The sequence below is a fragment of the Pseudoalteromonas sp. C2R02 genome (assembly GCF_018860845.1).
Classification (GTDB): Bacteria; Pseudomonadota; Gammaproteobacteria; order Enterobacterales; family Alteromonadaceae; genus Pseudoalteromonas.
Genome location: NZ_JAHKQC010000013.1, coordinates 160,108 through 185,591, shown reverse-complemented (window position 1 = coordinate 185,591; position 25,484 = coordinate 160,108). Strand labels below are relative to the sequence as shown.

Sequence of the window (25,484 nt, the reverse complement as noted above, 5' to 3'; positions counted from 1 at the left end):
GCGTATAAATAACTGTATAAAGTAATGGAGTAGATAATGCTGAATTTAGATTTTACAAAAAGAGTAGTCATAAATACGAATAACCAAGAATGGCTTAAAAGCCCAAGTAAAGGTGTATACAGAAAGTTATTAGCCAGAGAAGATAAAGAGCGTGGGCATGCAACGAGTATTGTAAAGTTTGAACCAGGTTCTAAGTTTTCAAGCCATGATCATCCATTAGGGGAAGAAATATTAGTATTAGAAGGTGTATTTTCAGACGAGACAGGTGATTATCATGCTGGTGCATATTTTAGAAATCCAGAAGGATTTATTCATAGTCCATACAGTGTACAAGGCTGTACTTTACTCGTTAAGCTACACCAATTTAAACCAAATGATAACAAACATATCAATATTGATACAAATACGGCTTCATGGTTACAAGGTAATGGTAATTTGAAGGTTATGCCTCTGCATGAGTTTGAAGGAGAATCAACAGCATTAGTGCAATGGCCAAAAGGAGAGCGCTTTGTGCCTCATGCACATTTTGGCGGAGAAGAAATATATGTAATAAGCGGTGAGTTTATGGATGAAAAAGGTCGCTATCCTGCAGGTACTTGGATCAGAAGCCCGCATATGAGCGTTCATAATCCTTATGTTGAACAAGATACAATTATTTTAGTAAAAGTAGGGCATTTATAAATTAAAAGCACATTTGTTCATTTTTACTGAATAATTTAAATCCGCTAGGTGTTAATTGATAATAATTTAAAGCATTATGTTGTATTGGTAGTTGTCTAATAAGTTTTTCATTAACTAAAAATTGAATGATTTGATTGTGAAAATTAAGCTGTTCAGCTGTTGCGACTACATCTTTATTAATATCACTAAAAGCAATCGTTTTGCTAAAAGGATAAGCAATGCTTAGCTCAATTAAGATTGATTTACAAAAAGTATTAAAGTCTAAGTTGTCCATTAAGGGCTAATTATTCCTTTAGTAATAAAAACGATATTAAGAAGTAGGGCAAGTAATTAACAGAAATTCTTACATAGTGAGTTGCTAACTTGCTCGAATCCTATAATAATCATGAACTCTAAAAATAACAAAGAAAATTATTATGTTAATAGCAATGTTTATGATGGTACTACTGACGTTTATTGTAGGGATAATAACAGTAACAGTTAGAATTAAAAATGTTAAAAAAGGCAAGATGAGTCGTAAGTACTTTAGACTTATGCAAGGAGAAGATTTACCAGACTTAGTGACTAAGACAACCCGTAATTTCAATAATCAATTTGAATTACCATTATTATTTTATGTAGTATGTACGTTATTTATATCGTTAAGCATACAAAGTGAATTTGCGCTATATGCCGCAATTGTTTTTGTAATATCTCGTTATCTTCATGCAGTAATTCATATTAGTTATAATAATGTGATGCATCGTATGATAAGTTTTTTTATCGGTTTTATTTGTATATTAGCCATGTGGGTTAATCTATTAATTATACAAAGTTAGATTGTCAGACCAAGTAATACCATTTGATATATCCATTACACCACTTGCTTTAACACCGTTATCGGCGTCATAAAGCAAGTAAGGTGTTTTGGTCAAATCTACACCGTCTAAATAATAAAAATGGCAATAAGAATGAAACGTTCTTGCTTGATGAATAAATACTTTATAACCAGCTTCTTGAGAGCTTTGGAAATAAGAACTTGTTACACTCGTACTATTGCTGCTTCCGCCCGTTGCGTTCCATCGATATGTGATATTAGGTAATGTATCTGTACTTACTAAATCTTGCAATGTTGAATAACATTGTCTTGCGTTGGAGATAGCTCTACTATTTCTTGATGTTGAAACTGGATAACATGAGGCTGAAAAGCTTGATTCTATTCCATCGATATTGAAATTATTACTTGCAGTGCTTCTATCTTCATATATATCCCTACCGCGAGCTAAGCAAGTTCCTTTATAAACATCTATGGTAGTTTGAGCATTAGAAAATATTCCACTACCTACAGAAGTTGCTGCATCAGAGTTCAGGTTTATAAATTTCGGTAAGGCTGTAATTGCTAATACAGCTAAAATCACAATAACAATGATAAGTTCTACTAAAGTAAAACCTGAAAGCTTAGTTGTTTTAATGGTGTATGAACATCTAAATTTTATAGCTTATAATAAAATAGGATGAAATTTTAAAGTGTAATTAATAGTAATCACCACAGTTTTTTTATTAATTATATTGAGCTAAAAAATATCAGCAAGCTAATCGCAAAAAAACATATCCAAGAAAAATGTTTTCCCTTGCTAAAGCAAACTGATATTAAGCCACTCACAAAAAAAACAATACTGGTTGTATATAACAATAAATTACTGGGCTGATTTTCAAAAGCAAGTAATATGGCAATGCCAAACCAAGCGAATGTAGTAATATGCCAAGCAAATCTTAAGGTATTTTTTGTGAAATCATCACTGCCATAAAGGTGGGGAATATTTGTTCTTTTAAACAGTCTGATTAAAATATATTTTTCACCTAAATATGAATGTGCAATGCCTAAAAGTAATAAGATGATGGCAGCAAAGTCTAAAAGCACGAAATAAGTCCTTGTTGTTTAGTGGTTGTTAACAGACAAAATAACTGCACTTGATACCGAGTTTGAAAAATACTTTTCTTTTACTTTCAAATAATCAGGATGAGAGAAAAAGTTTTCCATAGCCTCTTCATCTTTGAAATAAATAGTAAAAACACGGTTTATATCTTTATTCTCTGAAGGTAATAATGTTTCACTGACTTTAAAGTCACATTTAAACCCGCCATCGTACTGTATTAAAATAGGCTTCATGGCCGCACGATATTCTTGATACATCTCATCGTTTGTAACATGTAAACCAACTAACATTTCATAAGACATGATTAATCCTTAATTACTGGCCAAATGGATGAACTTTTGAGAGTGCTACAAGTTGTTCTCGTACTGGCTTTAAAGTATTAGCATATATTTCTAATGCCTTTAAACCAGTTGCAATCCGGGATTGTACTTGTGACATACGATCTTGATTATCTGGTGTCCAAGGTAATGCTATAAAATCTTCTACATTATGGACTATGGCATGTAATGGTAACCAAGTTAAGTGAGTATTTTTAGCGGCATAAGCCTTAAGTAACGAAATGGGGTTACTGCCACCAGCAGATGTAGATAACCCAATTGCAAAAGCTGGTTTATGGCCAAGCGGTAAACCAGACGCACTGCCATTAGCACATAATAATAATAAGTTAACAAGTGCTGGTGGGATCATACCTCCCCATTCAGGCACAACAATAACCACAGCATCACACGCATATAATTGACTTAAAACAGTGTCCTTATCGTCTTGTAGTTGGGCATTATTGTCGCGGCCGCAGCCATAATGGTCTAATAAAAAAGGGTATTGTGATATATCTAAAATACTTGATGTTAAATTTGATTGGCCATCAAATACATTAATTTTGATGGATTCTGACAATTTAAAACTATTGGAGTCATCTCTTTGACTAGCACTAATTATAAGTATATTCATTTGACTGCTGTTATTGTGTTTTTACTAGAGTTTAAATGTTTTTTGAATATTTTATAACAAGTGTTTTGTAACAATTTCCGTTAAAGATTCAGATTAAAATTTAATATTGTGAATATGATTCGTCATCTCTGAGTTGTTTTATCGGAGAGCTTTTTTGAATCAGTTTATAGATTATAAAAGATAGATTCCCGATAAAAGACTTAGGGAATGACATCGGCAGTATTTCGGGGATGTTATGAAAATTCAGTTTTAATTTATATTAAAATTTATAAGATTGTCACCTCCGAGTTGTTTTTATAAGAGATCTTGTTGGTTTTTCACGGAAAAAAACTAGAACCAAAAAAGTATATATGGAATGACGAGAGGAAAATTTTAGGGTATATCGAATTGAGTGTTTAGTATGGGATAGTGGAAGTGTGCTTAGAAAAAGTATCTAAGCACATACATTATTTTAGAGTTTAAGTTACTTAAATTTATCAGCAAGTAAACCAATAGTCAGTGCGTAACTATTAGCACAGTTGTAACGTAAAATTGTGCGGTAGTTATCATATGTTAAGAATGCTTGGCCTTTTTCGCCATCGGGTAAAATAAGCGTCGCTTTTAAGTTCACATCCGGTAAATCTTTCAGGTTTAAACGGCGTATACCGTAATCATTCCACTCTTTAAGAGATAGTTTGTCTGTATGGGTTCTTAAAGCGCGACAGCCTTTTTCTGGCTTATCTGCTTTTACAGTATTTAACCAAGTACTTGCATTATCAGGTAAAGTAACCTCTCTGCCCCAAGTTTGATTATCGTTCCAACCAAAGTGTTTTAAGTAATTGGCGATAGATGCAAATACATCAGCATGGTTACCCCAAATATCTTTTTTACCATCACCATCAAAATCTTGTGCAAAGCGTAGGAAGCTAGATGGCATAAATTGACCTTGACCCATAGCACCACTCCAAGAGCCTTTCATATCTTTAAGTGCGATATGGCCTTCATCTAAAATGATTAAGGCATTAAATAGCTCTTTTCTGAAATAGGCAGCGCGACGTTTATCGTAGGCTAAGGTAGCAAGTGAACGAATAATGTCGTTCTTACCCATGTAATTACCGTAGTTAGTTTCTAATCCCCAAAATGACAAAATAAAACGCGGTTGAACACCATAAGCTTCGCCAACTTCTTTAAGTAATGCGCCATGCTCTTTTTGCATTTTAGCGCCGGTTTTTAGTCGCCATTGAGATAAACGCTTTTCGCTATAATTTTTAAATGTGCGTTTAAATTCAGGTTGTGCACGGTCACTTTTAATGGCTTTAGGGTAAAGTTTTAAATCGGTTAATGCCGCTTCAATCGTTTTATCTGTAATGCCTTTTTGCTTGGCTTCTGCTCGTAATTCAACTAACCATTGATCAAATGGTGGTACAGGGTCTTTTGCGCTTGCATCAAAATTGATGGCTGTATTTATCGATAGTGACAACAATCCCATCGAAAGAATTTTAGAAATTTTCATAAAAAATGCCTTAAAAGTTAAATCAAATGACAATTGGCAATTATCATTTTATAAGAATAATACCAATTGTATTAAGTAAGTTCCCACTCAGAGCCTTTGGGGGTTTTCAATTCTAGGCATGTTATCGCAGTAATGGTCATTCCCTTAAAAGAATAACATAACAACGAAGTGTAAATCCCCAGAGGCTCCTGTAAGGCGGGTTTAAAAGCGATTTATACTGCGTTAAATAATTTTGAAATAGAATAACTATGACTTCAATTATTTGCCTTGTCTAAAGCGCTTTTAACTCCCGCTGAATGGGAAGTTAATTAATACAATTGGTATAAATTACTGGCCTAATAGCAAAGCTTCAGCTTGCTGGGTTGTTAACTTGAGATGTTGCCAAAGTTTCTCTACTCTGGCTAATCTTTTGCGTTCAACGGGGGCGGCCATCCAAAAACTGCGTATTATATTAATATCATTTTCTAATACAGGCAGTAATTTTTCTGATTTAGATGCTAAAAAGCACGGTAAAATTGCTAAACCTAGGCCATTTTCTACTGCTTTATATTGCGCGATGACACTGGTACTTCTAAAAACCGGTTTTACCTTTTCTAAGTATCTGTCTAAATAACACAGTTGATCACTAAATATTAAGTCATCAACATATCCTATCATTGCATGATTTGAAAGTTGAGATAAACAGCTCATACCACCGTGTTGCGCTAAGTATTCTTTACTGGCATACATTTTTAAGCGGTAGTCACAGAGTTTAGTCACAACAAGAGATTTATTTTCGGGCTTTTCTACGGTAACGGCCAAATCTGCTTCATATTGCGTTAGTTTAACCAAACGCTGTAAAGGAAGTAGGTCTATTGATATTTGTTTATGTTGAAGATGAAAAGATGTCAATTGCTCAGTAATAAAGTAGCTACCAAAAGCATCTGTGGTGCCAATTCTGATACTACCTTTATCTTCAAGGTTTTTGCCTTGCAAAATATCAAGGGTCGCCACCGTTTTTTTCTCAATATCTAATGCTGTGGTTAGTAATTCGTGACCGTGCTCAGTTAATTGATGGCCTGTTACACTGCGATCAAAAAGTTGTGTGCCTAATTCATTTTCTAATTTATGAATTCGCCTTGAAACCGTAGACGGGTCAATATTTAACCGCTTTGAGGCCATGGTTAAAGTTTCACTTCTAGCAACTTCCAAAAAGACTTTTAGATCATCCCAATTCATATTTTTATTTATATAGTTTAGTTCTTTGCATATATGCAAGGCTGCCTTGCACTGAGGTCTCTTGTCAAGGATATTCAGACACTCTATGCTATTTAAAATCGTTTTTTACAATTTATTAATAAATTATAAAAAAAATAGAGATAAAGATAAGGAAAGACCATGTCTATACGCCGCGTTCCGATGATCCTAAATGGTGAAAAAATTGAATCTACTTCAGGTAACTGGGTAGATGTTTTAAATCCAGCTACACAAGAAGTTGTTGCACAAGTACCTTTTGCAACACTTGATGAAGTTGATGCTGCGATTGAAAATGCACATGAAGCATTTCAAACGTGGAAATTGGTACCTATGGGCCAACGTATGCGTATAATGCTTAAACTTCAAAACTTGATTCGCGAAAATACAACTAAGCTTGCTGAAATGATCACTTTAGAGCATGGTAAAACATTACCAGATGCTGAAGGTGAAGTTGCACGTGGTTTAGAAGTGGTTGAGCATGCTTGTTCAATTACATCACTTCAATTAGGCGAAATGGCAAATAATGTTGCAGGTAATGTAGATGTTCATACATTACAAAAACCACTAGGTGTAGGTGCAGGTATCACTGCATTTAACTTCCCAATCATGCTTCCTTGTTTTATGTTTCCTTTGGCATTAGCAACAGGTAATACATTTGTATTAAAACCTTCTGAGCAAGATCCTTCTTCTTCTGTATTTTTAGTTGAGCTTGCATTAGAAGCCGGTATTCCACCAGGCGTACTTAATGTAGTACACGGTGGCCCTGAAGTTGCAAATCGTTTATGTGATCATCCATTAATTAAAGCAGTATCATTTATCGGCTCTACTCATGTTGGTAAACATGTATATGAACGTGCAAGTGCACACGGTAAACGTGCACAATCTATGGTTGGTGCAAAAAACCATGCTATCGTAATGCCTGATTGTGATAAAGACCAAGCAATCAATAATATTTTAGGGGCTGCATACGGTGCGGCAGGCCAACGTTGTATGGCAAACTCTGTTGTAATTTTAGTTGGTGAAACACGTAACTGGATTGACGAAATTGCAACTAGAAGTCATGAAATGAAAATTGGTCCAGGATCAGACCGCTCTGCTGACTTAGGTCCAGTAGTAAATCCTCAAGCTAAACAACGTATTGTTAATCTTATTACATCTGGTGTAGAGCAAGGTGCAACACTATTAGTTGATGGTCGTGATTGTGTTGTAGAAGGTTACGAAAAAGGTAACTTTGTCGGCCCAACTATGTTCACTGATGTAACAACTGATATGGATATTTATACTCAAGAGATTTTTGGTCCTGCATTATTAATATTACAGGCAGATACATTTGAAGATGCTGTTAAGTTTATTAATGATAATCCATTTGGTAATGGTGCTTCTATTTTTACAAATTCAGGATACTACGCACGTCGCTTTGAAAATGAAGCAGATGCAGGTCAGTTAGGTATCAATTTACCAATACCTGTTCCAGTAGCATACTTTAGTTTTACGGGATCTCGTGGTTCTAAATTAGGTGATTTAGGCCCAAATGGTAAACAAGCGATCTCTTTCTGGACACAAACTAAAACAGTATCTACACGTTGGTTCGCGCCGGATCACCAAGCAGGCGAAGTTAATACGACGATTTCGATGAAATAAATTATTGTTCTACTCAATAAAAAAACCGCTTATAAGCGGTTTTTTATTTTAAGAGTTATAAGCTTTGTTTGTTATATTCTTATCAACTATTTGGTGTTGACCTAAAGGTTTAAACTTAATTATGAGCAAAGGTAATAAAGTCAGGTTAGCAACTAATGCAAACAGCATTGAAAAACCAGTTAATAATCCAAAATAAATAGATGGCATAAAATTAGACAATATTAATATTGAGAAACCTAAAGTGATGGTAATAGAGGTATAATACATAGCGCGACCTATACTACTGTGACTTTTAATCATAGCTTGCTCATAATCTCCGCATGCTTGATATTCTATCTTAAACCTATGTACATAATGTATTGAGTTATCAACGGCTATGCCTACACAAATTGATGCAATGGTAATCGTCATCATATCTAAAGGAATACTAAACCAACCCATAATACTTAACACCATGCTTGCAGCAACAAGGTTGGGTACTAAAGTTATTAAAGATAAAGTTAAGTTTTTATATAACAATATAAACATGATCAATATGCTAAAAAATACCATACCTAATGTTTGTATTTGAGAACTAAATAAACTTTTTAACATATTATTATATAAAACAAGCATGCCAGTAAACTTAATCTGCTCTTCGTTTAAATCAAACTTGCTCATTAAACCTTGCTTAATATTGTTAAGTAATTCGTCTCTTTTTAATGTTTTATCAGATTCAAATACCCGAATACTAAAGCGGATCTGTTTACCATCGTCTGATAAATAAGGGTCAAATAAAACAGACTTTACAGAATCAGGTAATTTAGAATATATAAGTGATAACTTAAAATTATCAGTTTTGGTTTCTGGCTCTAAATCATTAATTAACGTCATTCCTGATGCTAATGACAGGATTTTTCCTGTTTGAGGCAGATTATCTAAAAATTCATGATATTGTGCTATTTCGGCTAACATAACAGGATTAAACCAATAACTGGCGGTGATCCCCGTAGGTTTGTCTTGTGCTAAATCATTAAATTCGTCTTCTTCGAAGCCAAGTTCATCAAAAAAATCATCCTCAATTTCTGTTTCAGTTGTGGTTAGCTTATTCTCAACAAATAACTCTACGGGGGCATTGATCACAACATCTAAAGGTGTTGTACCTCCTAATTTATTATCAATTAAAGACATACCTTTATGGATTTCAGTTGAAGGTTTAAAGTAATCAATAAATCTGTTTTCAACAGATAAATATTTAAAACCTAAAATACTAAAAGCGATGATAAACAAATATAAAATAAGCACAGGAACTTGAATTTTAACTAATTTTTTTGCAGCACTGAGTGTGATTTGCTCTGTTAAGTTTTTTTGGTTAACTGCCTTACCAGGTTTTAGTAACATCAAAGACGCTGGAAATAAGGTAAAAGCCATCAAAAAAGCGATAGAGACACCAATGGTCATCATCCAACCAAAATCAATGACAGGTCTAATATCACTCACAATCAAAGAACCAAAAGCCACTATGGTTGTGGCTGTAGTAAATAAACATGGTACAAACTTTTTCTTCATGGTTTTTGATACTAAAGTAATTTGCGGCGCTTGTGGGAATTTCCAATGGAGTTCTTGATACCTCACTATCAGATGTATCGTTAAAGATAAGGTTAAAATTAACATCAATGATATAAAGTTTGACGACACAACAGTAACTGGCCAATCCACTAAGCCTAAAAAACCTACCATATTTACACCAGATACAATACAGCACAATAATGGTAGTACTACCCAACGCACTCTAGCAAATGCTATTGCTAAGGTAACTAAGATAAATAATACGACAATAAAACCAAAGTTAATTAAATCATGACGGATAAATGCAATTGAATCAGAGGTGATCATAGGAACACCGCCTAAATGAAGTTGTGCGTTATCGTTGTGAGAAGACATTACATTACGTACATCAGTTATTAATTGCGCTTGTTGATTTTGCATAGATTTTAAATGAGCGGAGTAGAGTGTATTGATATTCGTTAATTGCTTTTTAGCAACTTTATTTGTTGGCTCTGACAGTATTGTTTGTTTTAGAGCATTACGTTTTTGTTGTAGCAGTTGATGGTCGGTATCAGGTTTAATATAAAGCAGTAAAGCAGTTGTTTTACTATCACTACTGATCAGTAAGTTTTTAAATAAAGGGCTTAATAGCAACTCTTTTTTAGCTAAATTTCTATTAATATTAGGGTCTACCAGTGTAGGAATATGATCAACTAGTGATTTTAAAGTAACTGGTGGGCTGTTAATTAAAGGCACATTTAAAATACTGATAATAGACTCTAATTGATTAATTTCACTCAGTTGTTCTGACATGAGCACTAAGTTATCGATTGTTGTTTGATCAAATAAATCATTTTTTGGGGTATAGGTCATAATGAGAAAATCATCAGAGCCATATTGTTGTTTTATTTCACGATAAAATTTAAGCGCATTATCATTTTCAAGCACCAAAGTATCGCCTGAAGCATCTAACCTGAAGTCTGGAATATGTGACGCGAAAAAAGTAGTCATCAATAATATGATAAAACAAACCAATTTAGGTTTATTTAAAATTGAATTTTTATAAATACTGGCTAAGTCAAAAAACATCACTATCCCTAATATTGCTTTCATTAACTTGAGTATGACAGTAAATTAAAAAAGGGCGTAATTTGTAATTTAAAAAAACAAAAAAACCTGAACTTTTGGCTCAGGTTTTTGTTTTAAATAAATTTTAATGTAATTTATATGATGTCTATTGTGATTTCACTAAAGCGATATAACTTACCACCAAATTCTTTGCTAAAAGCATTCGCATCTGCTTGTTGGCTAAAACTTGCAATTGTTTCACCCATAGCACCATTTTTACTTGAACCTATGATAAACCAAGCATCTTTAGCATTAATAAAAAATTCATCAGTGGGTTTTTGCCAAGGTGTTTTACTCATATCATGAACATACACTTCTTTAACTTGGCGAACATTTTCTGGTTGTAATAAAAACCCAAATAAATCCCTAGTAGAGCAAAACTTATGAGATATATCAGATGTTTTATTAAATAGCTGTCCTTTAGGACCAGGAAATCCTTCTATTATCATGCCACATAAATGGCAGCCATCAGATTTTTCTATTGCAACAGCTTGTTTAATTACTTGTTCTGTTGAGTCTTCATTACATGCTGTTAATGAAAGGCTTGAAAGTAAAAGTGCTAAAATTGAGAGTTTTTTATTGATTTTTATCATAATGTTTTCTTCTTAAAAATAATGCTAGCAATAAATAAAGGCGCTAAAATCCATGCCATCATTGAGATAAATAATTGTGTTGTTGAAGTGCCACTATTAATGGCAACTGATAAAACGCCATTTACATCGTTTGTATCTAGTGCACTTAAATTGATTAGTCTAAATAAGTCAGCAGGGTTGAGCATCATAATTTGTACAAGTTGGTTTTGTGATAAACTATCTTCCATACCAACCAGTGATCCTAATAAGGCGAGATCAAAAACCAATACAAAGAAAAACCAAATAATTAATGCGATACCAGCCGCTCTTGATTTTTCATTAACGGCTAGGCTAATAACATATGCGATAGCGGTAAATGATAGCCCTAGTAATGTCGCTGTCAGTATAAATAAGCCAAATGATGAGAATATATTGTCAACATCACTGGTTATTGCCAGTAAAACAGCTGCACTGCCAAAACCTAAACATGTTGCTAATGTGATGATTGCACCTTGCCCTAAAAATTTACCTATTAATAATTGTTGATGGCTTAATGGATAAGTTAAAAGCAATAAAAGTGTGCCAGACTCTTGTTCTCCAACAAAACTATCATAACTAAGTAGCAAGGCGATTAAAGGGATCAAGAATACTGCTAGGCTAGATAAACTCGCAATGGTAGATGATATTGAAAATGTACCTATCTGTCCTGATGCAACTGTGCCGTAATAGCTTAAACCCAAAGATAAAACTGCAAATATTAGGGTAATAGAAATCAACCATCTATTACGTAAACCATCTTGAAATTCTTTTAAAGCAACAGCGAAAATTGGCGGGATCATAATTGCGCTCCTTTTTTAGATGTCATCTGGTTATCAGATAGATAATGCTGATAAAGCTTCTCTAGAGAAGGGGATTCAACGTGAACATTAGTGATATGGTCATAGCTTAATAATTGTCTTAATACGGCAAGTTTTTGCTTTTCAGCTACTTCAAGTTTGTTTTGGTTATCACATCGATTAACAAGGTATATATTAAGCGAAGGGTCGTTATAAACTGAGCCATTTAAACCTTGGGCATGAATTGTAATGGGTAAAGCCGCTTGTGCTCTTAATTGCTCAAGGGTGCCTAAAGCTTTCATTTTTCCGCCTGATAATATCATCGCCCGATCAATATGTTGCTCAACACCAGGTAAGACATGAGAGCATAGTATGATACTTGCGCCGCTCATTTTAAGGTTATCAACACTGGTATAAAACTCATTGGTTGCAATTGGATCTAAGCCAACTGTAGGCTCATCTAATAACAATAATTTAGGCTTTCCTAAAAATGCTTGCGCTAGCCCTAATCTTTGTCGCATGCCTTTTGAATACGTTTTAACCTGTCGTTTTTGTGCGTGACTTAAACCTACTTGTTCAAGTAGCTCTAATACTTGTACCTTTGGCGCAGATTTTAAACGTGCGAAATAGGTAAGTACTTCAAGGCCCGTAAGGTGGTCGTAAAAACTCACATTTTCAGGTAAATATCCAATTTTTTTGCGATTTTGCCATGCATTTTTACTTATTGGGTTATGGCCAAAAACATTTACTTCGCCAGATGTGGGTTTAATTATTCCTAAAATGAGTTTCATCAAAGTGGTTTTACCTGCGCCATTATGACCAAATAAGCCTAATACTTCAGAAGGGTTAAGTTTTAAGTTAATGTCACTTAATACATCAACTGTGTTATATGTTTTACCTGTATTGGTAAGTTGAACGATTAAATCACTCATAATGTATCTTCTATTGTTGCTTTGGCAGTTAAATGTGAATTAAGCTTTAGTGGTACTTGCATTAATGGATAGCTGTCTTTTACGCCAGATGGTTTTAATACGGGAAATTGTTTTTGTACCCAACGTAATAATATGATAGCGGGGCTATCGAGTAAGACTTTAGCTTCGGGATACTGCCAAATTATTTTATCTATACCATCATTAGGCTCAAATGGGGTGTCACCAGTACCAGTGTTATCCAGATCCCAACCTAAGTAATTACTCCAGTAGTTACCTTTGCCATCTTTACTCCATTCTTCTTCTCGATTTACAACATATTTAACTTGAATGGGGTTATTGATGAAGCTATTGCCATAAACTGTGGTTTTTTCAGAGCCAGCGGTGAGATGTATGCCAATTTCAGCAGTATCAACCATATTACCAGTGATAGTATTGTAACCAGAGTTATATACAAACAAGCCTTTACCCTCGCGGCCTAGCACTTTATTTTCAGGCTTAGTCCATACATTTTTGATAATATTATTAGAAAATGTAGAGGCGGTGATAAAGTTAAGTAAAAAACCATAGTCTTCGCTATCAGTTGTTTTATTACCAGAAATAATCAATCGTCTCGAACTCATGAGCGCATATCCAGCTCGCGTATTATAGGCTGTGTTATATTTAACAGTGTTGTCATGTGAATACATATAATGCACGCCATATCGCAATTCGTGCATAGTATTTTTTTCAATTAAATTATGTTGGCTGGCAATGATATAAAGACCATCTCTGACTTTTGATATTTCATTTTCAAAAACATGTGCTTTTTGCACACTTGATAATTGAATACCATTGCCCCTATCAGCGGATCTAAGCTTTAGGTTACCGCTTATAATGTTATTATGGATTTTTACGTGTTTTGACTTTTGAAGCCAAATACCAAATCCACTTCCTGATAACCTATTATGATTCAGAGTAATATGAGTTGATTGTTGATCTGAATAAATCCCTGCATTTTGTTCCGTCAGATCATCTCCCCAATTTTTTATATTGAGATTGCTGATTGTGATATTGCTATTGAGCAGTTTGAGACCATTACCTTGTCCCATAGCATCAATTATTGCTGGAGCTGTTTTGGATGAACTAGATAGCGTGATACTTTTTTTTATAACGTAATTGCCTTTAAAAGTACCTGGCATCAGGTTAACAATATCACCGGAATGAGTTTGGTTTAAAATACTTTGTAAGTCTTGTTCGGGTGTTACTTCAAATGTTTTCGCCAAAACACCTGTAGATAATACCAACAAAGTAAGTGAGAAAAATTTAAGCATCGACTTTTCTTCTATTTAATTACTTGGTTTAAAGTGCTGCATAAACAGCACTTTATATAAATATTAACAGTAATATTTATGCTTCAACTAACATACGTCCGCGCATTTCCATATGTAATGCATGACAGAACCAGTTACAGTAATACCATTGCACACCTGGCTTATCAGCTGTAAAGGTAATAGATGCAGTCGCTTGAGGACCAATTTCCATTTGCACGCCATGGTTAGTCATACAAAAGCCATGAGTCACATCTTCAACTTGATCTAAATTAGTTACGATAACGGTTACTTCATTACCTAATTTAACTTTAAACTCATTCATGCCGTAGTTTGGTGCAATAGAAGTCATGTAAACACGTACTTTATTACCATCACGGATCACTTTATTTTCTGTCATGGTATCTACGCCATCACGCTTAGCTTGTGCTAAGGTTTCAGCGAAAATAGAGTCATCACGTGTCCAGATTTTCTTAGGTTTTACTTTTGAACGATGAATGATAGTACCGTCATGTGGTTCAGCAAAAGTAGGGCCGTCATGAACAAGTTTCATTTCATCGCCAGAGATATCAATTAGCTGATCATTTTCTGGTTTTAATGGACCTACAGGTAAGAATCTATCTTTAGAGAACTTACATAATACTACTAACCACTTACCATCAGCGTCACGTGTTTCACCTGATGACGTTGAGTTATGACCCGGTTGGTAATGTACATCTAATTTTTGACGTAAGTAGTTAACTTTTTTACCTTGGTAAGCTGCTATTGCATCTTGAATATTCCATTTAGCGATTTGGCTATCTAAGAATAATGTTGTGTAAGCATTACCTTTATTATCAAATGCAGTATGAAGTGGACCTAAACCTAATTCAGGCTCACCTACAATTGCATCACGTGGTTTAATTTTATCTTTGAATAAATCATCTAATTTATCAATTTCAATAATTGACACTGTTGGTGATAACTTACCATTAGCCATGAAGTACTTACCATCTGGTGAAGTATTCAGTCCATGTGGTGATTTTGGTACTGGGATGTAGCGTGTTAAATTAGAACCTTTACGGCCATCTAATACAGGTACATTATTACCATTATAACTCTTGAACTTACCCGCCTTAACTGCAGCTTCACAACGCGCAAGATTAAACACAACAACATGATCACGCTCTGCTGTAATCATTTCACCTAAATTCATGCCCATTTCAGAATTATAAGATGTAGAAGCGAAGTATTTTCCTGAGTAGTCAGCATCAGTATTATCGAGGTTACCATCAACCATTACTTGGAAAGCAACTTCCATTTTTTCCGCATCGATGACACTAAATAATGAACGGTATGTGCTTACGTCTTCAAGAGATTCTTTACCATCGTTATTCATTGGAATTTCAAATTCACCATTACAAATTACATATTTTGTATGAGGGACTTTTTGAACACGTAATCCATGAACCGCTTGTACATTTGGCACAGTGATCATTTTGTCTACTTTCATTACGTCACAACGAATACGTGCAACACGAGAGTTTGCTTTGTCATTGATAAAGACATATTTACCATTATAACGACCGTCAGTCATTGACATATGTGGATGATGCGAATCGCCCATTAAGATATTTGCACTATCGCCTTTAATACGTTTTGATTCGTCAGTTAAACCCCAACCCGTTGCTGAGTCAGTATTAAAAACTGGAATACGCATTAATTCACGCATTGATGGGATCCCCATGATACGAACTTCACCAGAATGACCGCCAGACCAGAAACCGTAGTATTCATCTAATTCACCAGGGTGAACGGCTGCACTTAAGCCAGCTTCTTTAGCTTTAGCTTTTGCAGTAGATGCAAACATTGCAGCTGTCATTGGCGCTGCTACAGCGCCGGCACCTAAAATAGCTGACTTACTAAAAAAGTTACGGCGGTCAGCATTTTCTAATTCATTACTGATACCTTGGTCATTCTGAGCTTTGTCAATTTTATTGCTCATGGTTTTCTCCATTATCATCTTGTAGTTGAAATATTAATTTTGGTTTGTTGTTTAACTAAGAAGCATCAACAACTTTTATTTGTTGCGCTTTAAATTTTTCGATTTGTTGTACTTTTTTTCGTGCTGCTTTTTTTAGCGGAGGACATTTTTCATCATCAAAATAGGTTACTTGGCAATCTAAGCAGTAATGACATTCACGCATGTTGATAGTGCCATCTGGATGAATAGCCTGAATTTCACATTCTTTTGCACATGTCTTACAAGGTTGACCACATTCTTTACGGCGTCTTAACCAGCTAAATAAACGTATGCTATTACTAGTCGATAAAGCGGCACCTAATGGGCATAAATAGCGACAGAAGAATTTACGATTGAATATATTGATGACAAGTAGCAATACTGCCCAAGCAATAAATGGCCATTGGCGGTCAAACTTAAGTAAGAATGTTGTTTTAAAAGGTTCAACTTCAGCAAATTGCTCAGCTAATGCTAAAGAGTCTAAAGAGATACCAAATAGGGCGAGTAAAATAAGATATTTAATGGCCCATAACCTTTCGTGTACGGCCCAAGGTAATTCAAACTGAGGAATTTTTATGTAGCGTGTAAATACATTTATTAGTTCTTGCAGTGCACCAAATGGACATAACCAACCACAATATACAGCTCTGCCCCAAAGAAGCGCGGTAACAGCTGCTGCTCCCCATAAAATAAATATGATTGGGTCTAATAAAAATAGGTCCCATGAGAAATCAGACATAAATGCTTGTAAAAAAGTAAATACATTGACAACAGACAGTTGTCCTCCCCAATACCACCCGATAAATATTACTGTAACCACTAAAAAGCTGTGTCGGAAGTTATGCATAAATTTAGGGTATTGAACTAAAATATCTTGGAAGAACAGGGTAATTAATAAAATACCCATTAATACGAGTAAGAAAATGACTTCAACTTGTTTTTCTTGCCAAACTTGCTGGACTAAGGTTAATTCAGGCTCTGGTAAGATAAGTGCAGGGCGGTCTAAGTATTTATCTAATGTATGGTAATCAGCCTTAAAGCTTGTAAAAATACTGTCTAATGGACCCGTTTGGCGTCTAACAAGTAATTCTAATTGCCAATCTGATGCAGGGTTGAATTCATGATGCTCACGAATTATAAAAATAGAACTTTCAGTAAACTTTGGAGCGCCTTGAATATATATATCAGGAACGCGATTATGATCTAAATCTCTAAAAGCAAATGCGTCATCATTTTGAAGTACTTGAAGTCGATCGAAGATTGCACCACGAACAAATCCTGAACCCTTAAACGAATAACCTGTGCCCATTAAAATAAGTGCATGTTCACCTGGTTTTAATGAAGACATTAAATAGTCGTATTCACTATCACCCAGTATATTGCGGCCTATGGTTGGTATATTTAATTGAGCAAAATATATATCGGCAAATTCATCTTGTTTTTGTTCTAACGTTGCTTCATCTACATGTTCGGCTTGTGTACCAACAAAAGCCTCATCAACCGTTTTTCTATTTAAATAAAGACGGCGGATTGAACCGTCACCGGTTAATTTAGTCCAGTCAGATTTTTCAAATTCATTTGGATAAATAGTCCCCATTGGCTGAATCGCTTCTTGACTTGCACTGATAATACCAAGCTCACGGGCAATAATAGTTGCAGACTTTACGATACCAACATTCATAACCATCACTGTCACTGTCGCGCCAGAGAGCCCATCTATATGAACAATGCCTTCGGTGTGATTACCTCCTACTTTTAATCTGTCGCTGACATTTAAGCCGTCATATTGTTCGGTAAAAGCATGTAACTTACTTTCAGGGATACCGGCTAGAATGATCGGTTCATGATGTTCTAGCACTTTTGCTCCAAGATAAATACCCTTAGGATCAATTGCGACTAGCATATTTACGGGTTCACCTGAATAAGCGGGGATTTTTGCTATATCATTTGTTTCAAAAGCATAACCTAGAATTTCATCTTCTTTATATATGGTCCAAAATGGGATCTGACCTTGCTTGTCACTGACTTTTGTTGAACTTGGGAAAATTTCTTTAATTAAAGGTGCGGGGTCTTTTGGTGGACTAACAAATAATGCATGGCTTTGCCCATTACAGAGTAAAAAACCTAGCATAACTGAGAGGCAAAGCTTAAAAAATTGCGTAATTAATGTTTTAGAGTGAGAGTTCAAAATCATTAAAAGGTCCCTGATCAACGCTGACTACTGCGACAAAATGTCGCACCTGTGTTTTGTTTCATCATAAAGGGGAAATAAATGTTGAATATGACTCAGATCAATCAAATTTAGTGTTAACAATCATTCAGATAACTTATTGATGTGGATCAATTAAATTTTCAAACAAAAAAAGATTAAAAATAAATAAAAGTCACAATTTGTAACACCTTAAGGCAAGCGTTTCATTGAAATTAAAAGTAAAGGCCCCATATTTATAAATGATATTTAACTATGAGGTACCTATGAAGCGCGTTGTTTTATTTTTAGTCACAAACTTAGCTGTTATGCTAGTTTTAGGCATTGTTCTATCAATTTTAATGTCAGTATTTGGCATTGATAATCGCAGTTTAGGTGGGATCTTAATGATCGCAGCTGTATTTGGTTTTGGTGGATCTTTTATTTCTTTATTTATGTCAAAGTGGATGGCAAAAAAATCGACTGGTGCTCATGTTATTGAGCAACCACGAAATGAAACCGAAAAATGGTTAGTTGATACAGTCGCTTCACAAGCACAAAAAGCAGGTATTAAAATGCCTGAAGTTGCAATTTACGACAGCCCTGATATGAATGCATTTGCAACAGGTCCAAGTAAAAACAATTCATTAATCGCTGTAAGCACAGGGTTATTGCAAAGTATGAATCAAGATCAAGCAGAAGCGGTACTTGCTCATGAAGTATCTCATGTTGCTGGTGGTGATATGGTTACTTTGACTTTGATCCAAGGTGTCGTTAATACATTTGTAATATTTATGGCAAAAGTTTTAGCGGGTATTGTTGATAACTTCTTATCATCAGATGAAGAAGAACAAACAGGGCATTCTTGGACTTACTTTATCTTAGATATGGTTTTCCAAATGATATTTGGTATTTTAGCAAGTGTAATAGTAGCTTACTTTAGTCGTAAGCGTGAGTTTGTTGCTGATGCTGGCGCTGCTAAATTAGTGGGTGCTGATAAAATGCGCTCTGCGCTTGAGAGGCTACAATCAAATCATCCATCACAGTTACAAGGTTCAATGATGGCGTTTGGAATCGCTTCAGGTAAAGGCATGAGCGAGTATTTTTCATCTCATCCACCACTTGAAGACCGTATTGCTGCATTAAAATAATTTAGTAAGATTAATAATTAAAAAGCGCTGCTCTTGCATAAAGGCAGCGCTTTTTGTATTTTCAATATACAAGAATTGATACGACAGATAATATATAGATTAAGGGTGTTACAAATGCAAATTTTAGGGAAGTTAGACAGTATTTATATCGGAAAATCTGAAGCCTTTTTTAAAAAGGGATCCGATCGTGCATTTGAATCAGCCATAAATAAAAAAATAATTATTGAACCCGTCAATATAAATGAAATGGGCATAATCGGCGACGAAGTGGGAGATAAAAAAATTCATGGTGGCATAAATAAGGCCGTACATTTATATCCATCTGAGCATTATGAATTTTGGAAGGAACAACTTCACAATTGCGACATCTTAGATAACTTTGGCGCCTTTGGAGAAAATTTGTCATCTACAGGAATAACTGAAAATGATATTTGTTTAGGTGATGAAATAAAAATTGGAAGCTGTATTTTTGAAGTGGTGCAAACTCGACTCCCTTGCTGGAAACTAAATGTTAAGTTCGATCAAGATAACATGTCTCGCTTGATGCAAGATAGCATGAAAACAGGTTGGTATTTTAAAGTAATTGAAGATGGCCAAATGTCAGCAGGAGATGACATTGTTCTGACCAACAGACCTAATCCATTGTGGACTTTGCATAGAATACTAGAACTATTATTTGTCGATAAACTTAACTACAGCGCATTAGAGCAATTATCTGAGCTAAAGTTAGTGCCTTCTTGGCAAAAAATGGTGACCAATCGATTAAAAAATAAAAAAGTTGAAGATTGGTCTGGTAGATTAGAAGGCAGTTAATAAATTTATTTTGTTTCTTGCTCTGCTCGTGCAATTTGGTTAGGTAAAAGTACTTCAACCACTTCTCGAGCTTCTACTGTGTATCGTGTACCACTAAACATAACTGACGTTTTTTCATTAATGTCAGTTATACCTGTAAGTGTCCAGCCTTCACCACGTTCATGGCAAAAAACGGTTGTTGTTGGTTGTATCACTTTAAATTCTGTTGTCATCATTTTCTTAATTAAACACTAATAACTAAATAATAAGAGATTTCTGATGTTCAATAAAGGCAATGATGATTAAAAAGGATAGTTTGGACTATTAATATGCAATTTCCAGTATTAAAAACACCTAGACTAGCGTTAAAACCTATCTCGTATAAAGATGCTACCGCGCTGTTTAATTTATTGAGTCAATATGAAGTATGTTTATATAATAATTTTTCAGTACTTGATAATAAAGCACAAGCACAAGATCTGATACAACAAGATTTAGAGAATAGTTATAATAATATCGGTATTCGCTATGCCATAAATAATAGCGTAGATGAGTTTATTGGTAGTTGTGGTGTACACGAATATAACGCAAGCTGCAAAACTGCAACAATAGGTTATGAGTTAGATCCAAAGCATTGGAAAAATGGTTTTATGATTGAAGCCCTTAATTATTTATTATCTTATTTATTCAGTGATAATTGCAATTTTGTGGTAAATAAAATAAATGCTAATGTATTGAATTTAAATAGTGCATCAATAAATTTATTAATAAAGCTTGGTTTTGTTAAGTGTGAAAATAACATCAATAATAATGACATTCTGCAATATCAATTAACTAAAAATATTTGGCAAAATAAAACCCTATATAAAAATAAAAAGGTGATATAAATGATTAAAAATATATGGAGTCAGCTTGTTTTATTATCTGCGTGTTTTTCAGTTACCGCAAATGATATAAAGCACACCACAATGGATTGGCAGTTAAATACTATCAACAAAAAAGTATCACTAAGAGGCAGTGCGATATCAAACAATACTTTGTGGGTATCGGGCAGTGACAATACCGTATATATTTCAAATGATAATGGCAAGACATGGTTAGATCGTAGTGTTAAGTCTGATATTAAAACGGGCTTTAGGGATATCGCTGTGTTTAATGATAATACTGCGATTGTTATGGGAATAGGCAGTGGAATTCAGTCAACATTATTTAAAACATTAGACGCAGGTAAAACCTGGGAAAAGCTCTATCAAAATCAAGATAAAAAAGGTTTTTTTGATTCAATTGCATTTTGGGATGAAAATAATGGCCTATTAATGGGCGACCCTGTCGATGGTTTTTATGTCATTAAACGCACTCAAGATGGCGGTAAAACTTGGAGTAGAATTTCGCAAAACAATATACCTAAGATGTTAGAGAATGAATCTGCTTTTGCTGCTAGCGGTAATACGCTCATTGTTGGTGATAATGGCAATGCGTGGTTTACTACAGGAGGATTATCAGCGTCCGTATATTCAAGTCATGATTTTGGCAATACATGGCATAGGGAAGCAGTGCCACTTCATCAAGAAACACCAACATCAGGTGGTTATGCACTTGCTTTAAATTCGCAAAAACAGTTATTTGTGATGGGCGGTGATTATTTAAAAAGAGATAAAAAATATAATAACCTTGCGAGCTTAAAAGAGAATAAATGGTCAAAGGTTAATACGGGTGGTCATGGCCTTAGAACCGCAATGACATGCATAAAAAATAAATGTTTAACAACGGGTAAACTCAGTTCTGATATTTCATTTGATAATGGTATTAACTGGCAACTGTTAAATAGCAAAAGCAAACAAGGTTTTTATACTTTAGCTAGTAATAAAAGTTTAATCTTAGCTGCAGGTGCCGATGGCAGTATTGGAATAATCGAATTTACAGATTAGATTTTTGTAAAACAAATAAAGCCTACTAAATTCATTTGTAGGCTACATTTTCAAATTAAGCGATTAGTTATCAAAAACAGGAGCAAAGGATTTAGCCTCTAAAACATCGATAATTTTACTTTCCAGATCAGCAGCTAAACTATCAAACAAAAAGTTACCCATACTGATCCTATTAACATTTAATTGCTCTAACACTTCAAAGTTAGGTAACTCAGGCATACACATTACATTTATTGCAAGGTCTGTACTTTCTATGACTGCTGTTATATCACTTATATTAGTGATACATGGCACAAATACACCATCTATATTTGCAGTTTCATATCGTTTTATTCTTTCTATTGTTTGCTCTAGCACGTTGTCAGTACCTAAGATAAAGGTATCTGTTCTTACATTTATAAATATATCGACATTGTCCTTTGCTAATTGTTCAGTAACAGCATTAAGATAATCAGCAAATGCATCTGCATTGATCAACTCTCTGGATTTATTCACTAAACTATCTTCAATATTGATACCAACAACACCTAACTCAGATAATGTTTTAATGAAACCTGCAGTAACTAAAGGATCACGACTATAGCCAGATTCAATATCGACAGTTAATGGCAAAGTTGTAGAGGCTAAAATGCGTTTTACTATGAATAGCAATTCATCGAAGCGCATTTGTTCACCGTCTTCATAACCTAGCATCTGAGCAATTGCAGCACTTGAAGTACCAATTGCTTTAAAGTTTAGTTTTTGAGCTGTCTTAGCGCTATTTGCATCCCAAACATTACAAATTAATAACGGTGTATTTTGATGGTGCAGTTGTTTAAATTTCATAAAGAAGCCTATTAATCTTATCAATACTGAATGTTTTTGTATAAGATAATTTTGCAATTAGATAATATTTAAAGCCAATGGTAAATTCTTAACTTAATTATAAGCTGTACTTATATTACTTCGATGTATAAGATTATTATCAGTTTTTAAATCATTTAATTACCTTTGGGATTATGGATAAACGTTTAAACAATTTAAATAACTTACGCTGTTTTGAAAGTGCTGCACGTAATCAAAGTTATAGTAAAGCAGCGATTGAATTATGTTTGTCACAAGCCGCTGTCAGTCAAAAGATGCGACAGCTAGAGGAATCATTAAATACTAAATTGTTTATACGTAAAGGGCGACAAATGACTTTATCCCCTTGTGGACTGAAGTTGTTTAAAGTGACACAGGAAGCTTTTGGATTATTGATTAATGGACTGAATGATATTCAAAGTGAGGGCATTGAAGGCAGTTTAACAATTACTTCAACACCTGCTTTTACTTCAATGTGGTTAATGCCAAAATTACATGAGTTTTCACTTCAGCATCCAGAAGTTAAGATTCGTGTTGCTTCATCTAACAGATTTGAAGACTTAAAACAAAGCCATATAGATTTAGCGATACGCTTTGGTATCAGTGTAGATAAAAATACCCCCTCAGATTTTAAATGTGAATATTTTGGCCAAGATGAAGTGTATCCTGTTTGCTCTAAAAAGTTATCTGATAAAGTTGATTTTAATAGCCCGCAAGATATTTTAAATTCTTGGTTAATTCGACTAGAAAAAGAAGGACCTTATAATTGGCAGGCTTGGTTTGAAGCTGCTAGTGTAAAAGGCTATGAAAATCACTCTCAATGGACTGAAGTGGTGAGCACTGATATTGGATTAAGTGCAGTAAAGAGTGGTCATGGTTTTACTTTAGCTGCTAAGTCATTATATCGTGAAGGTTTAGAGTCGGGTGATCTGGTTATCCCTATTAAAATTAAGCACCCTGCAGCAGTGAAACGCTATTTAGTCTTTGATGCAAATTCGCCTAAGCAGGCAAGATTAAAAGTGTTTATGAATTGGCTTAAAAGAGAAATGAATGAGTGATCAGCGAGGTAATATCACGCTGACACAAAAGCCTTGTGGTGTTAAATTAGTAAAAAGTAACTTTCCCTGATGCGCTTCAATGATGTCCTTACACAGTGCTAAGCCTAAACCCGTTCCGGAATGTTTAGTAGAATAAAAAGGTAATAAAGCATGCTTGATCACCTCATCAGACATACCTAGTCCCTTATCTAAAATATCTATTTTAATGAATTGTGCTTTTTGTCCATTAGCATTTACCTCTGAAATATTAACTTGTGTAATGCTATCAGGGTCGGCTTCGTCTGCATTTTTCAAAAGGTTTACTAATACTTGTTCAAATTGGCTTTGATCTAAATCTAGCGTATTGCATATTAATTTATTATCAAGCTTAAAAGGATATAACTCCGATAGATGTAACATGAGATCGTTAATTTCAATTGGTGCTTTAATAGGTTGACTTAATTTAGCAAAACTTGCGTAACCACTGACAAATTCATTTAAATGGTTTATACGACCTGATATAGAATTAAAAACACGATCTAACTTAGGTTCGTCCAACTTTTTTGAAATCAATTTACCACTGTGACACATGCTACTAATAGGAGCGATTGAATTATTTAACTCATGGCTTAATACTTTTATGACTTTTTTCCAAGTATTGCTTTCTTGTTTTGCAAGCTGCTCGGTTATAGGTTTTAATAAAAATAAAGTATGTGATGCAAGATTTAGTCGAACAGATGAGCGTGAAATGTGCCAAGCCTGAGGTTGGCCGTACTCATCTGTGCTTGTAAATATTGAATCTGATCCTTGGCTGTCGTCATCAATATGTAATGCTTGTTTAAACTCATGAGATAAACCTTTTGTTAATTCATTAAAGTCTGAACCAATTAAGCTATCAGTATTAAATAAAGAGCTGCATTGTTGATTAGCAAATACTACTTTTCCACGATGATCTATTAAAAGCGTAATTACGGAAGATGCGTTGATCACCATATCAAGTAACATTTCTCTTTGGTAAAGACGTTGTCGCTCAAATCGCAGAAATTCACTGGCTTGATTAAATTGGTTAAACAGTGCTTTATGTTGATGAGAAATTTTTTGTGGCAAACTTGCTGAAAAATCTCCATCTATAAAGTTTAGAAATCCTTGCTCTAAGCTTTTTACTAACAGGCTTTGCGCACTATTGTGTTTAACAATAATAAAAGCATTTAGAAAAAATAGGCATAAGCCCAGAAAAATTACTAAAGCTGTATTTTGCGGTAGATTATAAAAACATAGAATAAAGAAAATAATATTACTTAAAAGGATAATTATTAAGTTCATTTAT

General features: G+C 34.4%; 25 protein-coding genes. 8 read left to right on the top strand and 17 right to left on the bottom strand.

What is annotated here, in order from left to right; translation table 11 throughout:
- The first annotated feature begins 36 nt into the window (after window positions 1-36).
- Window positions 37-681, top strand: a complete 645-nt coding sequence (locus tag KO527_RS03650) for a cupin domain-containing protein (RefSeq protein WP_216039022.1) — start codon at window positions 37-39, stop codon at window positions 679-681.
- A 1-nt stretch (window position 682) separates the two neighbouring features.
- Here KO527_RS03650 and KO527_RS03645 read toward each other — a convergent pair whose 3' ends face one another.
- Complete coding sequence (locus KO527_RS03645) at window positions 683-955, bottom strand: hypothetical protein (protein ID WP_216039021.1); 273 nt, start codon at window positions 953-955, stop codon at window positions 683-685.
- A gap of 142 nt (window positions 956-1,097) precedes the next feature.
- Here KO527_RS03645 and KO527_RS03640 point away from each other — a divergent pair, with 142 nt between their 5' ends.
- Window positions 1,098-1,499 carry an MAPEG family protein gene (locus KO527_RS03640; protein ID WP_216039020.1) on the top strand — a complete coding sequence of 134 codons (402 nt, stop codon included), beginning with the start codon at window positions 1,098-1,100 and terminating at the stop codon, window positions 1,497-1,499.
- Here KO527_RS03640 and KO527_RS26225 read toward each other — a convergent pair.
- The 6 genes from KO527_RS26225 to KO527_RS03610 all read right to left on the bottom strand — a co-directional run bounded on the left by KO527_RS26225 (window position 1,482) and on the right by KO527_RS03610 (window position 6,255).
- A complete protein-coding gene (locus KO527_RS26225; RefSeq protein WP_216039187.1) occupies window positions 1,482-2,132 on the bottom strand; it encodes a prepilin-type N-terminal cleavage/methylation domain-containing protein in 651 nt (216 codons plus the stop codon). The genes KO527_RS03640 and KO527_RS26225 overlap by 18 nt on opposite strands.
- A 92-nt stretch (window positions 2,133-2,224) precedes the next feature.
- A complete protein-coding gene (locus tag KO527_RS03630) occupies window positions 2,225-2,581 on the bottom strand; it encodes a hypothetical protein (protein ID WP_216039019.1) in 357 nt (118 codons plus the stop codon).
- An 18-nt stretch (window positions 2,582-2,599) separates the two neighbouring features.
- Window positions 2,600-2,899, bottom strand: coding sequence for a DUF1330 domain-containing protein (locus KO527_RS03625; protein WP_216039018.1), 300 nt, complete (start codon window positions 2,897-2,899; stop codon window positions 2,600-2,602).
- Window positions 2,900-2,912: 13 nt separating this feature from the next.
- A complete protein-coding gene (locus tag KO527_RS03620) occupies window positions 2,913-3,545 on the bottom strand; it encodes an NAD(P)H-dependent oxidoreductase (RefSeq protein WP_216039017.1) in 633 nt (210 codons plus the stop codon).
- 463 nt (window positions 3,546-4,008) lie between these two features.
- Window positions 4,009-5,037, bottom strand: coding sequence for a lytic murein transglycosylase (locus KO527_RS03615; RefSeq protein WP_216039016.1), 1,029 nt, complete (start codon window positions 5,035-5,037; stop codon window positions 4,009-4,011).
- A gap of 327 nt (window positions 5,038-5,364) precedes the next feature.
- Window positions 5,365-6,255: a LysR family transcriptional regulator gene (locus KO527_RS03610; RefSeq protein WP_216039015.1), complete on the bottom strand. Its 891-nt coding sequence runs from the start codon at window positions 6,253-6,255 to the stop codon at window positions 5,365-5,367.
- A gap of 165 nt (window positions 6,256-6,420) precedes the next feature.
- Between KO527_RS03610 and KO527_RS03605 the strand changes: the two genes are divergently transcribed.
- Window positions 6,421-7,914: a CoA-acylating methylmalonate-semialdehyde dehydrogenase gene (locus KO527_RS03605; protein WP_354668601.1), complete on the top strand. Its 1,494-nt coding sequence runs from the start codon at window positions 6,421-6,423 to the stop codon at window positions 7,912-7,914.
- Between the two features lie 48 nt (window positions 7,915-7,962).
- Here the strand turns inward: KO527_RS03605 and KO527_RS03600 are convergent, their stop codons facing one another.
- The 7 genes from KO527_RS03600 to nosR form a co-directional block, all read right to left on the bottom strand.
- Window positions 7,963-10,530: an MMPL family transporter gene (locus KO527_RS03600; RefSeq protein ID WP_216039013.1), complete on the bottom strand. Its 2,568-nt coding sequence runs from the start codon at window positions 10,528-10,530 to the stop codon at window positions 7,963-7,965.
- Window positions 10,531-10,664: 134 nt separating this feature from the next.
- Entirely contained in the window at window positions 10,665-11,162 is a 498-nt protein-coding gene (locus KO527_RS03595) for a nitrous oxide reductase accessory protein NosL (RefSeq protein ID WP_216039012.1), read from the bottom strand.
- The gene (locus tag KO527_RS03590; protein WP_216039186.1) at window positions 11,159-11,977 is read right to left on the bottom strand and encodes an ABC transporter permease subunit; all 819 of its coding nucleotides are present in this window, start codon (window positions 11,975-11,977) and stop codon (window positions 11,159-11,161) included. Before KO527_RS03590 ends, KO527_RS03595 begins: the two co-directional genes overlap by 4 nt.
- Window positions 11,977-12,909 carry an ABC transporter ATP-binding protein gene (locus tag KO527_RS03585; protein WP_216039011.1) on the bottom strand — a complete coding sequence of 311 codons (933 nt, stop codon included), beginning with the start codon at window positions 12,907-12,909 and terminating at the stop codon, window positions 11,977-11,979. The genes KO527_RS03590 and KO527_RS03585 overlap by 1 nt, the downstream gene beginning before the upstream one ends.
- On the bottom strand, window positions 12,906-14,219 hold the full coding sequence (locus tag KO527_RS03580; RefSeq protein WP_216039010.1) for a nitrous oxide reductase family maturation protein NosD: 1,314 nt from the start codon (window positions 14,217-14,219) through the stop codon (window positions 12,906-12,908). The genes KO527_RS03585 and KO527_RS03580 overlap by 4 nt, the downstream gene beginning before the upstream one ends.
- 76 nt (window positions 14,220-14,295) lie before the next feature.
- A complete protein-coding gene (gene nosZ / locus KO527_RS03575) occupies window positions 14,296-16,200 on the bottom strand; it encodes a TAT-dependent nitrous-oxide reductase (protein WP_216039009.1) in 1,905 nt (634 codons plus the stop codon).
- Between the two features lie 55 nt (window positions 16,201-16,255).
- On the bottom strand, window positions 16,256-18,349 hold the full coding sequence (gene nosR / locus KO527_RS03570; RefSeq protein ID WP_252733409.1) for a transcriptional regulator NosR: 2,094 nt from the start codon (window positions 18,347-18,349) through the stop codon (window positions 16,256-16,258).
- Between the two features lie 344 nt (window positions 18,350-18,693).
- Between nosR and htpX the strand changes: the two genes are divergently transcribed.
- Together htpX and KO527_RS03560 are read left to right on the top strand one after the other, a co-directional pair.
- On the top strand, window positions 18,694-19,557 hold the full coding sequence (htpX, locus tag KO527_RS03565) for a protease HtpX (protein ID WP_216039007.1): 864 nt from the start codon (window positions 18,694-18,696) through the stop codon (window positions 19,555-19,557).
- Between the two features lie 114 nt (window positions 19,558-19,671).
- Window positions 19,672-20,370: an MOSC domain-containing protein gene (locus tag KO527_RS03560; RefSeq protein ID WP_216039006.1), complete on the top strand. Its 699-nt coding sequence runs from the start codon at window positions 19,672-19,674 to the stop codon at window positions 20,368-20,370.
- A 5-nt stretch (window positions 20,371-20,375) separates the two neighbouring features.
- Here the strand turns inward: KO527_RS03560 and KO527_RS03555 are convergent, their stop codons facing one another.
- Entirely contained in the window at window positions 20,376-20,582 is a 207-nt protein-coding gene (locus KO527_RS03555) for a hypothetical protein (protein WP_216039005.1), read from the bottom strand.
- A 96-nt stretch (window positions 20,583-20,678) separates the two neighbouring features.
- On the opposite strand from KO527_RS03555, the gene KO527_RS03550 reads away from it, so the two are divergent.
- Together KO527_RS03550 and KO527_RS03545 are read left to right on the top strand one after the other, a co-directional pair.
- The gene (locus KO527_RS03550; protein ID WP_216039004.1) at window positions 20,679-21,236 is read left to right on the top strand and encodes a GNAT family N-acetyltransferase; all 558 of its coding nucleotides are present in this window, start codon (window positions 20,679-20,681) and stop codon (window positions 21,234-21,236) included.
- A complete protein-coding gene (locus tag KO527_RS03545; RefSeq protein ID WP_252733385.1) occupies window positions 21,237-22,277 on the top strand; it encodes a YCF48-related protein in 1,041 nt (346 codons plus the stop codon).
- A gap of 63 nt (window positions 22,278-22,340) precedes the next feature.
- Here the strand turns inward: KO527_RS03545 and KO527_RS03540 are convergent, their stop codons facing one another.
- Window positions 22,341-23,102 carry an isocitrate lyase/phosphoenolpyruvate mutase family protein gene (locus KO527_RS03540; RefSeq protein ID WP_216039003.1) on the bottom strand — a complete coding sequence of 254 codons (762 nt, stop codon included), beginning with the start codon at window positions 23,100-23,102 and terminating at the stop codon, window positions 22,341-22,343.
- Window positions 23,103-23,275: 173 nt separating this feature from the next.
- Between KO527_RS03540 and KO527_RS03535 the strand changes: the two genes are divergently transcribed.
- The gene (locus KO527_RS03535) at window positions 23,276-24,178 is read left to right on the top strand and encodes a LysR substrate-binding domain-containing protein (protein ID WP_216039002.1); all 903 of its coding nucleotides are present in this window, start codon (window positions 23,276-23,278) and stop codon (window positions 24,176-24,178) included.
- Here KO527_RS03535 and KO527_RS03530 read toward each other — a convergent pair whose 3' ends face one another.
- Entirely contained in the window at window positions 24,179-25,480 is a 1,302-nt protein-coding gene (locus tag KO527_RS03530; protein WP_216039001.1) for an ATP-binding protein, read from the bottom strand.
- Window positions 25,481-25,484 lie beyond the last annotated feature (4 nt).